Source organism: Acidovorax sp. 1608163 (genome assembly GCF_003669015.1).
GTDB lineage: Bacteria > Pseudomonadota > Gammaproteobacteria > Burkholderiales > Burkholderiaceae_C > Acidovorax.
On sequence record NZ_CP033069.1, the window covers coordinates 3770357 to 3782972 of the forward strand.

The 12616-nt window shown below is 64.1% G+C and carries 12 protein-coding genes; 7 read left to right on the forward strand and 5 right to left on the reverse strand.

Annotation, left to right across the window (positions count from 1 at the left end):
• Nucleotides 1–4: 4 nt before the first annotated feature.
• The 4 genes from EAG14_RS16805 to EAG14_RS16825 all read right to left on the reverse strand — a co-directional run bounded on the left by EAG14_RS16805 (nucleotide 5) and on the right by EAG14_RS16825 (nucleotide 4795).
• The gene (locus tag EAG14_RS16805) at nucleotides 5–1504 is read right to left on the reverse strand and encodes a sensor domain-containing diguanylate cyclase (RefSeq protein WP_121729561.1); all 1500 of its coding nucleotides are present in this window, start codon (nucleotides 1502–1504) and stop codon (nucleotides 5–7) included.
• A 576-nt stretch (nucleotides 1505–2080) separates the two neighbouring features.
• The gene (locus EAG14_RS16810) at nucleotides 2081–2296 is read right to left on the reverse strand and encodes a TipAS antibiotic-recognition domain-containing protein (protein WP_371414370.1); all 216 of its coding nucleotides are present in this window, start codon (nucleotides 2294–2296) and stop codon (nucleotides 2081–2083) included.
• 405 nt (nucleotides 2297–2701) lie between these two features.
• On the reverse strand, nucleotides 2702–3055 hold the full coding sequence (locus EAG14_RS16815; RefSeq protein WP_162996022.1) for a hypothetical protein: 354 nt from the start codon (nucleotides 3053–3055) through the stop codon (nucleotides 2702–2704).
• A gap of 885 nt (nucleotides 3056–3940) precedes the next feature.
• Nucleotides 3941–4795, reverse strand: a complete 855-nt coding sequence (locus EAG14_RS16825) for an IclR family transcriptional regulator (protein ID WP_121729564.1) — start codon at nucleotides 4793–4795, stop codon at nucleotides 3941–3943.
• Between the two features lie 285 nt (nucleotides 4796–5080).
• Between EAG14_RS16825 and EAG14_RS16830 the strand changes: the two genes are divergently transcribed.
• Genes EAG14_RS16830 through EAG14_RS16860 form a run of 7 tightly spaced genes read left to right on the forward strand, consistent with a single transcriptional unit; the run spans nucleotide 5081 to nucleotide 11845 of the window.
• On the forward strand, nucleotides 5081–6190 hold the full coding sequence (locus EAG14_RS16830) for an ABC transporter ATP-binding protein (protein ID WP_121729565.1): 1110 nt from the start codon (nucleotides 5081–5083) through the stop codon (nucleotides 6188–6190).
• Entirely contained in the window at nucleotides 6187–7059 is an 873-nt protein-coding gene (locus EAG14_RS16835) for an ABC transporter permease (RefSeq protein WP_121729566.1), read from the forward strand. The genes EAG14_RS16830 and EAG14_RS16835 overlap by 4 nt, the downstream gene beginning before the upstream one ends.
• A 4-nt stretch (nucleotides 7060–7063) precedes the next feature.
• Nucleotides 7064–7858: an ABC transporter permease gene (locus EAG14_RS16840; RefSeq protein ID WP_056061258.1), complete on the forward strand. Its 795-nt coding sequence runs from the start codon at nucleotides 7064–7066 to the stop codon at nucleotides 7856–7858.
• A gap of 21 nt (nucleotides 7859–7879) precedes the next feature.
• On the forward strand, nucleotides 7880–8170 hold the full coding sequence (locus EAG14_RS16845) for a (2Fe-2S)-binding protein (protein ID WP_371414371.1): 291 nt from the start codon (nucleotides 7880–7882) through the stop codon (nucleotides 8168–8170).
• Nucleotides 8167–9567, forward strand: a complete 1401-nt coding sequence (locus EAG14_RS16850) for an NAD(P)/FAD-dependent oxidoreductase (RefSeq protein WP_121729568.1) — start codon at nucleotides 8167–8169, stop codon at nucleotides 9565–9567. The genes EAG14_RS16845 and EAG14_RS16850 overlap by 4 nt, the downstream gene beginning before the upstream one ends.
• Entirely contained in the window at nucleotides 9564–10724 is a 1161-nt protein-coding gene (locus tag EAG14_RS16855; protein ID WP_121729569.1) for an FAD-binding oxidoreductase, read from the forward strand. The genes EAG14_RS16850 and EAG14_RS16855 overlap by 4 nt, the downstream gene beginning before the upstream one ends.
• Before the next feature lie 50 nt (nucleotides 10725–10774).
• Entirely contained in the window at nucleotides 10775–11845 is a 1071-nt protein-coding gene (locus EAG14_RS16860; protein ID WP_121729570.1) for an ABC transporter substrate-binding protein, read from the forward strand.
• An 88-nt stretch (nucleotides 11846–11933) separates the two neighbouring features.
• Here EAG14_RS16860 and EAG14_RS16865 read toward each other — a convergent pair whose 3' ends face one another.
• Complete coding sequence (locus EAG14_RS16865; protein ID WP_121729571.1) at nucleotides 11934–12569, reverse strand: plastocyanin; 636 nt, start codon at nucleotides 12567–12569, stop codon at nucleotides 11934–11936.
• Nucleotides 12570–12616: the final 47 nt, after the last annotated feature.

A 12616-nucleotide genomic window follows, 5' to 3' on the forward strand; every position in this document is an offset into this window, starting at 1 on the left:
CCGCTCAGGCCTCCACCCGATTGCGGCCTGAGGCCTTCGCCTGGTACAGCATACGGTCCGCCGCCTCAATCAGCTGCCGCTCGCTGCCTTCCCCGTAGGCACCGGCCATGCATGCGGCGCCCACACTGACCGTGATATGCCCGAAGGCGCTGGCGCCGTGGCGGATGGCCAGGGCCTCAATTCGCTCACGCACCACCTCAGCCACGACCTGCGCGCCTGACAGGGCGGTGTTGGGCAGGATGATGGCCAGTTCCTCGCCCCCATAACGCGCCACCAGATCCCCAGGGCGCTTTGCGTACTGCACCAGACATTCCGATACCGCCCGCAGACAGGCATCGCCCTCCACATGCCCGTAGGTGTCGTTGAAGCTTTTGAAGTGATCGACATCGATGAGCAGCAGGGACAGCGAAGTCCCCTCTCGGGCGGCACGGCGGCACTCCACATTCAAGGTTTCATCAAAGCAGCGGCGATTGGCAAGGCCTGTAAGCTGGTCTTGCGCAGCCAGCGCTTCCAGCTTCTGGTTCACAGCCATCAGGTCTTCTCGCGCTGCCACCAGTGAGGCCTCGGCATGGGTGCGGCGGCGAATGTCTATCAGCAGATGCCACCCAATGGCCGTGATGCCCAGCAGCAAGGCCCCCACGACACCTGCGGTGAGCAGCGCCTCGCGGCGCCAGCGGCTCAAGGCTTCCTCCTTGCCCACGGCCACGGTGGTGATCACGGGATAGCGGTCATTCTTGCGGTAGGCATACAGGCGCTGCATTCCGTCGATGCCGGATTTGAACGCGGCAGTGCCGGACACTGCGCCCGAGTAAAAGCGCTGGAAGTTGGGAGACTTGGAGAAGTCGCGGCCCATGTCCTGCTCACGGTAGGGGTAGCGCACCAACATCTGCCCGACGGTGGTTGATAAGCCAATGGCCCCCTGCGTGCCCACGTCGATCTTGCCAAACAGCTCCAGGAAATCCTTGATGCCAAGACTCACGACCACAACACCGGCAAACCGTTTGTCCTTGCCGTCAAAGCGCCGACTGACGGTAATGACCCAGTCGCCTGTGGATCGGCTTTGGATGGCCGGTCCGATGAAAGGCTCAGAGGATGGATTGTCCCGGTGGTGCGCAAAGAAGGCCCGGTCTGCCCCACTCCCATGGGCTGGTGCGGGGCCGATGGAGGACATCACCCTGTTGCCTGCATCGTCGTAGATGGCAATGCCATTGAGCTGGTTGAGCAAGTGTTCTTGCCGGGCAATCAGCCGTTGCAGGCGCTGCAGATGCCTGGGCTCCGTGCCCTCTTCTTCAAGGCGCTCTACGATGCCCAGAAGCAGCATGGCACTTTGGGTAATGACGCCTTCCGTGTAGGTGTTCAGGGCCTGTGCCAGATTGAGGTTCTGGGTATCGATTTCGGCCAGTGAATGCTCTCGGGCCGACCATATTTGCCAGGCGGTGGTGGCAGACACCGACAAATACGCCACCAGCAGCAGCAGCGCAGCCCAGCGAACATCACGCTTCATTGTTCATTACCCTCTCGCACACCAATTCCCGTGCCAGTCCCTACCGAGCGATCAGGGGATCGCACAGGATTCGCCCACGCGGCGTAACTGGCTTCTCCCTGTTAGCCAACAATACTAAGTGATCAATGCCCCCTGCACCGGATAGGTGCGGGCAGATCATCTGCTTTGCCAAGCAAACCATGACCCACGGCAACCCAATGCAGGTCTGGCGTGCGAGCAGGCGCGCTGGCCACCACCGCCGCCTTCAGGATGGAGGCCTTGCATCACGCACCATCAGCCAGTGCGTGCAGCCCAAGACGGGCGCAACACACGCCGTCTCACCGGTAAATCCCTGGCGCTGACAGAACAAAAGACTGAGCAGGTTGAAGGCTTCCAGATCTCAGGCGTCCCCCCACCCAGTCTGCGCGGACCAAGATCCGCAGAACCAGCCGTTGAGCGAGGCTGGCCACAGGCTACCGGACGCACGCCCCACAGCTGATGTGGTGGAGGCGGTGCGGGTGGTGCAGAGATGGAATGCAAGGGCATCAAAAATGCCTGGCCAGCTTGGCTGGCTGGCGGGCAGCCCAGACCGGGAACTCAGACCAGATTCTGCTGGGCATAGACATACACCGCCTCGGCCAAAAGCTCTACCAACTGGGGATGGTATGTCGTGTGAAATGCCTTCATGTCGGCGTTGTCTGCGTAGAACAGCGCAGTGCCCACATAGGCTTCGCGCGACGGCAGGTAAAAACGCGAGACGATGGCAAGGTGTTTTGCCATCAGGGCCTGAATGGTTGCGGACGCAGACGGCATTGGTAAACATGCTCAGGGACGAGGTGGTGGGGCAACGGCAGGGGGTGAGGGGCCAGTGACACCAAGGCGTGCCGTGCGGGTTTGGCGTGGCAAGCACGGGGAGATAGTGAGATATGCAGATAAAAAGTGACTCTAGCGCTTATCAATAAAGCGCTGCTAGCTATAAAAACAGAAGCAATTTTCTCCACCCAAGACTTTGATCCACGGGAAGAGTGTTGAGATAGTCCAGGCTGTTTCGAGACAATTGGGAAGCGGAAAAACTGCCATAACAGCCAAACGGAACGGCATCAAGGCAGCCTGCATAGACCATGGCGGACTCAGAGCGGTTGGGCGTTGGGCACAACATCAGACCAATATGCCGCTATCGGCCAGAGGCAGCCAGTCAGTGCAAGCAAAAGCGGACGTTCACGTTCGAGGTGAGGCGTGGCCGACTGCATTACGCCAATCATTGGTAGTCAAGGCTGCTGCCTCATCGAAAGCGAAATCGAGAAGTTGCGCAAGGCTTGTGAATTCGCTGGTCTCCAGGCCAGCACTCATATTGAGTGAGTCGTATGCCTTGATGGAATCAGCATCAAAGACATAGAGGTAGCTCTCGCCTGCGTGGTCGAGGATCTTCAGCACTGGTCCCAGCGTTTCATCTACGAACTGCCGGATAGCAGCGGTTTCAGTAACGCAGCTGATTGTCTGGTCTTCATTCCCCGAGAGAATGAAGGCGTACGGACCGATGTTTGCGTTCCCGACTGCGATAGCGAACTGCATGAGCTCAACGGGGAGCGTCAGCGATAGCACGCTTTCGATTCGGGTCAGGCTAGCCAGTCCGCGACATCCCCAGCACTGACCTTTGATTCCGGCTTCGTGCAATCTTGCGTCAATGGCTTCCCTACTCAGCACCTTCACTGCCTCCTGAACGAATGAATCTCGCGTGGCCTCACTATGCAATCGCCCTTTGATCACCTTTGGCGTACATCGAACTCTGACTGCACATCAATGTACGTCCAATTCTGAGGCCGTCCGCTCGATGGACGGTTTAGGGTCTCGCTTTCTCATAGATCGCAACATTGCCCGTCTTCTCCGATTTGAGCCGTAACTGTCGTCTGTCCTCAGATGGAACGAGCATCAACGGCAGTGTTTTTCCGTTTGGCAACACAAACGAGATCCTCACCGTTCCGTCTCGGACTACGTACAAGCCGGACACCACTCTGCCTTGAGGAGAGATGTTTGCGACCTGACCGCTCTCCCCGAACTCAAGATGGTCCTTGGGGCTTCCATCAGGGTCGAACTTCAGTTCCCACCGTCCCTTGAGCCACGCTTCCCCCTGAGCTTGAACCACGCTCGTCGATCCAAGTAGTATGGTCAGTACGACTCCACGTCTCCGCATTTGCATCTCTGTCTTCCCAGAAAGAACTCTGCCTGCCCACCTCACGCGGGCTCCAAGCTAATGTATCCCGCAAAACATGCGGGATAAACTGGAACCTTCGGGCTACTCGGGACACTGATTCCTCTTGGAAGTGGCTTGCCGGTTGGGCTTGGGGTCAGTGCTCGGTTCAAAAGCGCGGGTTAGACAGCAGGCTAGCGTCTGGTGATTCAACGGCAGCTTTCGGTAATTTTGTCCAGCGGTAGCTCTGGGCCCACAACCGTCTCCCGTCAACCCGCCGACCCAATCGCCTGACCCAGCGTCGCCCCACCCGACAAACTCTGCGCAGGCCGCCTCAACGTCGCATCAAACGGATTGATCTTCGGCCCAATCGCCGCCGCTTCGCGCTTGAGCAACTCCACCACCGTGGGCAGGCGGTCGTCGTTCAATCGCGCTGAGATGGTGCCCACACTCAGTGCCGCCACCGCGCGGCCTTCGCGGTCGAGGATCGGCACGGCCACACCGGCCATGCCTTCGAGCAAGCCGGTGTTGCGGCCCGCGTAGCCCAGTTGGCGCACGCGCTCGATCTCGGTGCGCAGATAGACCTCGTCAAACACACCGTACTCGCGCACGCGGGACAGGTTGAAGCGGATGACCTCTTCGCGCTCAGCCTCGGGCAAGAAGGCCAGGATGGCCAGCGCACCCTGCCCCACGCCCAGGGCCACGCGGCCACCGATGTCGCCGGTGAACGAGCGGATGGGGAACGGGCCTTCGCTGCGGTCCAGGCACACGGCATCGAACCCGCTGCGCACCAAGAGAAAGATGCTGTCGCCCAGGCTGGCACACAGGCGCAGCAGCGCGGGGCGGCACAGGCTGCGCAGGTCGCCAGGGTTGCCCGCTTTGGCGGCCAATGCGAAGAAGTCCATGCTCAGTCGGTAGAGCTTGCTGCGCTCGTCCTGCTCGACCATGCCCTCTGCCACCAGCGATTGCAGCAAACGGTGCGTGGTGCCCTGCGTCAGGCCCACGGCACGCGCCAATTGGGTGACTCGCCCGCCCTCGGCCTGCAAGGCCGACAGGGCCCGGATGACGGCAAACACCCGGGGTACGCCGCCTGAAGCGATGGGTGCGGTTGATGCGGCTTCCATACCTCGCTCCTGTGGAATTGCTTGTTCAAACTGAAGGCATCATATTTCATTGAACGGAATAAATTCAATAAAACTTCCGTTTAATGGAATACCCGAAGCGTTCTGGTTTGTTTATTGCAATAGATTCAATTGAAACAAGCGGCTGCTTCAATCTTTGTGCAGTGCATGCACCACCCCGGTGCAAACACCCCAAAGGCCCGCAGCCCCTCCATGCAACTCCACAGCAGGTGGCACGCACCGCCCCCAGGCAACCCGTGCGATGCCACCACCGGAAAGGCTTTCGCCATGTCGTTTCTCAAGCTCACGGATGTGACCAAGTTCTATGGCAGCACCTGCGCGGTGCAGGCCATGAACCTCACGGTGCAAAAGGGTGAATTTGTGTCGCTGCTCGGGCCCTCGGGCTGCGGCAAGACGACCACGCTGCAGATGGTGGCGGGGTTTGAGCCCGTGACCAGCGGGCGCATTGAGCTCGATGGCAAGGACATCACCCACGCCAAGGCCAACACGCGCGGGCTGGGCATCGTGTTCCAGAGCTATGCGCTGTTCCCGCACATGACGGTGGCCGCCAACGTGAGCTTTGGGCTGGAGATGCGCAAGGTGCCCAAGGCCGAGCGGGCCGAGCGCGTGGCCCAGGCCCTGGCCCTGGTGCACCTGGAAAAGCACGCCACGCGCTACCCCCGCGAGCTGTCTGGCGGCCAGCGCCAGCGGGTGGCCCTGGCACGTGCGCTGGTGATCGAGCCGCCCGTGCTGCTGCTGGACGAGCCCCTGTCCAACCTCGACGCCAAGCTGCGTGAGGAGATGCAGTTTGAGCTGCGGCAGATTCAGCGCAAGGTGGGCACCACCACCATCATGGTCACGCACGACCAGAGCGAGGCCATGTCCATCAGCGACCGTGTGGTGGTGATGGAGGCCGGCCGCGCCACGCAGATCGACCACCCGCACCGCGTGTACGAATATCCGCGCACCCGCTTTATCTCCACCTTTGTGGGCAAGGCCAACCTGCTGCTAGGCAAGGTGACCCATGCGAGCGGCACCCACACGCAGGTGGCGGTGGGCGCGCTCGTAGTGGAGGTGGACGGCGCCCGCTACCGCCCCGGCGCCGCCGTGTTGCTGAGCGTGCGGCCTGAAAAGGTGCAACTGGTGCCCTCCGTGCAGGGCCGGATGGATGGCCAGGTGTGCGAGCGCTTCTTTTTGGGCAGCCAGTGGCTGTACCGCGTGGGCACGCCCGTGGGCGACCTGATGGTGCTGGCACCCAACGACGGCCGCGCCGCGCTGGCCGAGGGTGAGCGCACGGGCGTGGACTGGCCCGACCACTGCATGCGCCTGCTGCCCGCCGATGAAACCGCCATGGCCGAGCTGGAGGCCGAAGACACCGCCGCCGAGGTGGCGCCATGAGCCTGGCCACCACCTTGTTGCACAAAAAGGCCGCGCCCTGGTGGCTGTCGGGCCCGGCGCTGGTGCTGTTCATCGTGCTGTTGCTGGTGCCGTTGGCACTCACGGCCGTGCTGTCGTTCAACGCGTTCGACCCGGCCACGGGGGTGAAGGCGGGCGAGTTCACGCTGGAGCACTACGCCCATGTGTTCACCGATTCGTATTACCACACCATCTTCTGGCGCACGTTCTGGATCGCGGGGCTGGTCACTCTGATCTGCGTGTTGATTGGCGCACCCGAGGCCTACATCCTGAGCCGCATGGGCAACCCGTGGCGCTCCATCCTGCTGCTGGTGGTGCTCGCGCCCCTGCTGGTGTCGGTGGTGGTGCGGGCTTTTGGCTGGAGCATGCTGCTGGGGCCGGAGGGGCTGGTGAACGGGCTATTCGGGCTGCTGGGATTTGGCCCCGTGAAGATGCTCTACACCGAGATCGCTGTTGTGATTGCCCTGGTGCATGTGATGCTGCCCTTCATGGTGATCCCCGTGTGGACCTCGCTGCAGAAGCTGGACCCGGGTGTGGAAAACGCGGCGCTGTCTCTGCAGGCCTCGCCCTTCACCACGCTGCGGCGCATTGTGTTGCCGCAGGTGCTGCCCGGCATCCTGTCCGGCAGCCTCATCGTGTTCGGCCTGGCGGCCAGCTCGTTTGCCATTCCCGGCCTGTTGGGCGGGCGGCGGCTGAAGATGGTGGCCACGGTGGTGTACGACGAGTACCTGCACGAACTGAACTGGCCCCTGGGCGCCGCGATTGCGCTGACGCTGCTGGTGGCCAACCTCGTGGTCATGCTGAGCTACAACCGCTTGGTTGAAGGCCGCTACAAGAAAGCGTTGGGCTGAAACTATGCAGAAGAACGGACCTTTAGCCCTCGCGTTCAACGCGCTGGTCATCACCTTCATGCTCGCCCCCTTGCTGGTGGTATGCATCGTGGCGTTCACGCCGCACAACACGCTGACGCTGCCCACCACCGAGTTCTCGCTGCGCTGGTTCAAGGCGGTGTTCGAACATTCGGACTTTGTGCAGTCGTTCTGGAACAGTCTGTGGCTGGCGCTGGCATCGGCCACGCTGGCCACAGTGCTAGCCGTGCCTGCGGGCATTGCCATCACGCGCTACGAATTTGCGGGGCGCGGCTTTTTGAATGGCTTGTTCCTCTCGCCACTGATCATTCCGCACCTGGTGCTGGGCGTGGCCCTGCTGCGCCTGTTTGCACTGCTGGGCGGCACAGGCAGCTTTGGCTGGCTGGTGTTTGCGCATGCGCTCATCGTCACGCCTTACACCCTGCGGCTGGTGGTGGCTGCGCTGGTGGGGTTTGACCGCAGTGCCGAGCATGCCGCCCTGTCGCTGGGCGCGAGCCAGGCCACGGTGTTCACGCGCATCACGCTGCCGATGATCCTGCCCGGCGTGACGGGCGGGTGGATGCTGGCCTTCATCAACAGCTTTGACGAAGTGACCATGTCGATCTTTGTCACCTCGCCCAGCACGGTGACGCTGCCGGTGCGCATGTACATGTACGCCACCGAGTCGATCGACCCGCTGATGGCGGCGGTTTCGGCACTGATGGTGGCCCTGACGGCCTGCGCGATGGTGATTCTCGACCGGGTGTACGGCTTGGACCGCGTGCTCGTAGGGCGCAAATAAATGGGCACGACTTCCATGACTATGAACACAGCCCTGCTCCACCGCGTGGCCGAAAAAGACCGCGCGCCCGTGCCCTTCGTGCTCGATGGCGAACCCGCCACTGCGCTCGAAGGCGACACGGTGCTCACGGCCATCCTCACCCACCGCGCCCAATTGCGCCGCAACGAGTTCAGCCATGAGCCGCGCGCAGGCTTTTGCCTGATGGGCGCGTGCCAGGACTGCTGGGTGATGACGGCTACCGGCGAACGCCTACGGTCTTGCGCCACCTTCATCCAGACGGGCATGCAGCTGACTACCGGAGGGGCGGCATGACCGCCCCCACCTTGCAACCCGTGATCGTGGGCGCAGGCCCTGCGGGCATCCGCGCGGCGCAAACCCTGGTGGCGCATGGCGTGCGGCCCATGGTGATCGACGAGGCCGCGCGCGGCGGCGGGCAGATCTACCGCCGCCCGCCCGCCCACTTTGCCCGCAGCCCGCAAACGCTGTACGGCACCGAAGCATCACGCGCCACGGCATTGCACAGCACGCTGGATGGCTTGGCCGCCCACATCGACTACCAACCCAACAGCCTGGTGTGGAACGCTCAGGGCGGCCAGCTCGATGTGCTGCATGGCCCCACACAGACCACGCGCACGGTGCCCTACGGCCAGCTCATCGTGGCCAGCGGCGCCACCGACCGCGTGCTGCCCATGCCAGGCTGGACGCTGCCTGGCGTGTACACGCTGGGGGGCGCGCAGGTGGCGCTCAAGTTCCAGGGCTGCACCATCGGCCGCAACGTGGTGCTGATGGGCACCGGGCCGCTGCTGTATCTGGTGGCGTACCAATATGCCAAGGCGGGAGCCAAGACGGGTGCGAAGGTCGCTGCAGTGCTCGACACCGCCCACTTTGCCGACCAACTGGCCGCCCTGCCCGGCATGCTGACGCAGCCCGCCGTGCTGGCCAAAGGGATGTACTACGTGGGCTGGCTGCGCGCGCATGGCGTGGCGGTGCACACCGGCGTGCGGCCTGTCCGCATGGAGGGCGAAACACGGATCAACGCCGTGGTGTGGAGCGACGGCCAGGCCGAGCACACCGTGCCCTGCGATGCTGTGGGCTTTGGCTACGCACTGCGGTCCGAAACCCAACTGGCAGACCTGCTGGGCTGCCGCTTTGCCTGGGCGCCCATGCACCGCGCCCACCTGCCCGAGCGCGACAGCGCAGGGCGCACCAGCGTGGCAGGCGTGTACCTGGCGGGCGATGGCGCGGGCATCATGGGCGCCGATGCGGCCGAATGGGCGGGTGAGCGCGCTGCGCTGGCGCTGCTGGCCGACCATGGCGTGAAGGTGGACACTGCACGCGCGGCGGAGCTGGAACGCAAGCTCACCGGCTTGATGCCATTCCGCCAAGGGCTGGAGCGCGCCTTCCCCTTCCCCACCAACTGGGCGGCCCACGCGCCCGACGCGCTGGTGGTGTGCCGCTGCGAGAACATCACGGCCGGTGAGCTGCGCGCCTGTGCCCGCGATGCGGGCGCAGACGAGATGAACCGCCTGAAAGCCCTGACCCGCGTGGGCATGGGCCGCTGCCAAGGCCGCATGTGCGGTGTGGCCGCTGCAGAAATCCTGGCCTACGCCACAGGCAAGCCGATTGACACAGTAGGACGGCTGCGCGGACAGGCGCCGATCAAGCCCATTCCCATCCACCTGCAAGCCCAGGCGGAGGCCACCGAATGAGCACGACCACCCGAACCATCGACACCGACGTTGCCATCGTGGGCGGCGGCATCATGGGCGCATCGGCCGCGCTGGCACTGCGCCGCAAAGGTGTGGCCGTGGTGCTGCTGGAGCGCGACCTGTGCGGCTCGCGCTCCAGCGGCGTGAACTATGGCGGCGTGCGCCGCCAGGGCCGCCCTGTGAGTCAGCTGCCGCTGGCGCAGCGCGCACACGAGGTGTGGGCCAACCTGCCCGCGCTGATTGGCACCGATGGCGAATACCAGCGCAGCGGGCACTTCAAGATTGGCCGCAGTGAGGCGGACATGGCCGCGCTGGAAGCCTATGCCAACCTGAGCCGCGACTTCGACCTGGGCATTCAACTGATCTCCGGCGCCACGCTGCGCGAGCGCTGCCCTTGGCTGGGCGGGCGCGCCGTGGGCGGGTCGCTGTGCCCCGACGACGGCCAGGCCAACCCGCGCCTGGTGTCGCCCGCATTCGCACTGGCTGCACAGCGCGCAGGCGCGCAGATTCTGGAGCGCACACCGATGACCTCGGTGGAGCACGACGGGCAACGGTTCACCGTGCGCTCGGGCACCACCGTGGCTGTGCGTGCGCCCGTGCTCATCAACTGCGCTGGTGCCTGGGCCGGTGCGCTGGCCGCGCAGTTTGGCGAGGCCGTGCCCATTCACTCCGGCCACCCCGCCATGGCGGTGACCGAGCCCCTGCCCTTTTTCATGCACTGGAGCCTAGGCGTGGAAGGCGGCGGCATCTACTGCCGACAGGTGGCGCGCGGCAATCTGGTGCTGGGTGGTGGCGCTGGCGTGGCGCTGGATGCGGACCGCGCCCGCTCCGAGCGCAGTGCCATCGCGACCCTGGCGGTGCAGGCCGTAGAGCTGTTGCCCGCCCTCAAGAACGCGCACTTCATCCGTACCTGGAGCGGCACCGAAGGCTACCTGCCTGACCGCCAGCCGGTGCTGGGCAAGAGCCACACCACGCCCGGCCTGATCCATGGCTTTGGCTTTGCGGGTGCGGGCTTTCAGATTGGCCCGGGCGTGGGCGAGGTGCTGGCAGAGCTGGCACGCGATGGCCGCAGCACCACGCCAATTGATGCCTTTGCGATTGAGCGATTTCTCCCAACGACGGTGGCTGACGTGGCCAGCACTGCCGCTGCCCACTGACCCCGTTTGCCACCGACAACCCCCCCCTCCCCACCAGAAAGGAAACCACCATGACCTTCTCCCCCCGCTTTACCAGCCGCACCCGCCGCGCCCTTGTGACGGCCGCTGCACTGACCGCCGTGGCCGCCGCAGGCACCGCCACCGCGCAGACGAAAACGCTGTACATCGGCATGAACGGCGGCACCATGGAGAAGGCGTACACACAGTACGTGTTCCCGGCGTTTGAAAAGCTGCACGGTGCGAAGGTGGTGGTGGTGCCAGGCACCTCGTCCGACATCCTGGCCAAGGCCCAGGCCAACAAGGACAAGCCGCAGATGCACGTGATGTTTCTGGACGACGGCATCATGGTGCGCGCCATGGGCATGGGCCTGTGCGAGAAGCAAAAGCCCAACCCGCACCTGAACGAGATCTACCCCGCCGCCCGCTTCAAGGACGACCTGGCCAGCGGCGTGAGCCTGGGCATGACAGGCATCGCCTACAACACCAAGATGTTTGCCGAAAAGGGCTGGGCCGCGCCTACGTCGTGGATGGACTTTGCCGACCCCAAGTACAAGGGCAAGGTGGTGTTCCAGTCCATGCCGTCGTCGTCGTTCGGGCTGCACGGCTTTTTGATGTTCAACCGCATCCAGGGCGGCAACGACAAGAACGTGGAGCCAGGCTTCAACAACTGGGCCAAGACCATCGGCCCCAATGTGCTGGAGTACATCCCCAGCTCGGCCAAGATTTCGGAGATGGTGCAAACGGGCGAAGCGGCCCTCTTCCCGCTCACCCCCACCGGCGTGGCGGCGCTCAAGATCAAGGGCATTCCGGTGGAGTACGCCCAGCCCAAAGAAGGCTCGGTGGTGCTGCTCACGGCCCAGTGCGTGATCGCCAAAAACAGCGAGCCCGAACTGGCCCAGAAGCTGGCGGAATTTTTGCTGAGCCCCCTGGCCCAGGCCAATGTGCTGCAATTTGGCGCGCAAATTCCCACCAACCCGCAAGCGCCCGTGGTGGGTGATGGCGCCGAACAGGTGGGCAAGATCAACCAGTGGATGAAGAACGCCGTGACGCTGGACTGGGACAGCATCAACGCCAACCGCCCCGCCTGGAACGCGCGCTGGAACAAGACCATCGAGCGCTGACCCGCCGACGGCCGCTAAGCGCCATCGGCATCGCCATCACCGGCCCTGCAAGGGCCACCGGGTGGCGTACGGTGGCGAGCAACCCCCTTCAGTAATGCGCATGCGGCGCCGTGCCGCTGCCACCCGGCACCGCTGCAGCCGGGGATGGCGCGGGGCGGCGTGGGCGCGGCACCACGCTCAGCTGCATCGTTTCAAGCACCGGGGCAGCCTGCACCTGCAGGCCCTTGCGGGGCAAGTCCACCAGCTGCTCGGCATGCCACACACGCAGCTGGGCGGCCCCGTCGGGCACGCTGGCAAAGCGGGCAATGCCGTCGGCATCGGTCTTCAGCGTCCAGGCCGAGTCGGTCACAAACACATGACCACGCATGGAGCCGTGCAGGTGGCAGCCCAGCAAGAACACGCCGGGGCTGCGCAGCGCAACATCGGCTGACTGGGCAGGCTGGCCGTCTTGCTTGCCCGCCAGCCGCAGCTCAAACCCTTCATTGGCCGCAGCCCCGGTGGGCACAGGCCCGGCGGCATTGCCGCGCACATGGTGGTCCCACCGGTCCTGGTTGGTGAAGCGGATGGTGGTGCCCGGCGCCACCACCGTGAGAGCGGGCACAAAGCGCATGCGCTCTTGTTCGATGGTGGGGCTGGCCTGCAACAGGCTGGGCGCGCTGCCGCCCGCTGCGGGGTACAGCACCACCACGGCATCGGGCACGGGCTTGCCATCCCTGTCCAGCACCTGGACTTGAACATTTCCGGCGCTAGCGCTTGACAAACAAGCGCTAG

Bases quoted from the DNA above. Each gene is read 5' to 3' on its own strand.
- EAG14_RS16805 (WP_121729561.1), bottom strand. From the start codon at position 1,504: ATGAAGCGTGATGTTCGCTGGGCTGCGCTGCTGCTGCTGGTGGCGTAT.
- EAG14_RS16810 (WP_371414370.1), bottom strand. From the start codon at position 2,296: ATGCCGTCTGCGTCCGCAACCATTCAGGCCCTGATGGCAAAACACCTT.
- EAG14_RS16815 (WP_162996022.1), bottom strand. From the start codon at position 3,055: ATGCAGTTCGCTATCGCAGTCGGGAACGCAAACATCGGTCCGTACGCC.
- EAG14_RS16825 (WP_121729564.1), bottom strand. From the start codon at position 4,795: ATGGAAGCCGCATCAACCGCACCCATCGCTTCAGGCGGCGTACCCCGG.
- EAG14_RS16830 (WP_121729565.1), top strand. From the start codon at position 5,081: ATGTCGTTTCTCAAGCTCACGGATGTGACCAAGTTCTATGGCAGCACC.
- EAG14_RS16835 (WP_121729566.1), top strand. From the start codon at position 6,187: ATGAGCCTGGCCACCACCTTGTTGCACAAAAAGGCCGCGCCCTGGTGG.
- EAG14_RS16840 (WP_056061258.1), top strand. From the start codon at position 7,064: ATGCAGAAGAACGGACCTTTAGCCCTCGCGTTCAACGCGCTGGTCATC.
- EAG14_RS16845 (WP_371414371.1), top strand. From the start codon at position 7,880: ATGAACACAGCCCTGCTCCACCGCGTGGCCGAAAAAGACCGCGCGCCC.
- EAG14_RS16850 (WP_121729568.1), top strand. From the start codon at position 8,167: ATGACCGCCCCCACCTTGCAACCCGTGATCGTGGGCGCAGGCCCTGCG.
- EAG14_RS16855 (WP_121729569.1), top strand. From the start codon at position 9,564: ATGAGCACGACCACCCGAACCATCGACACCGACGTTGCCATCGTGGGC.
- EAG14_RS16860 (WP_121729570.1), top strand. From the start codon at position 10,775: ATGACCTTCTCCCCCCGCTTTACCAGCCGCACCCGCCGCGCCCTTGTG.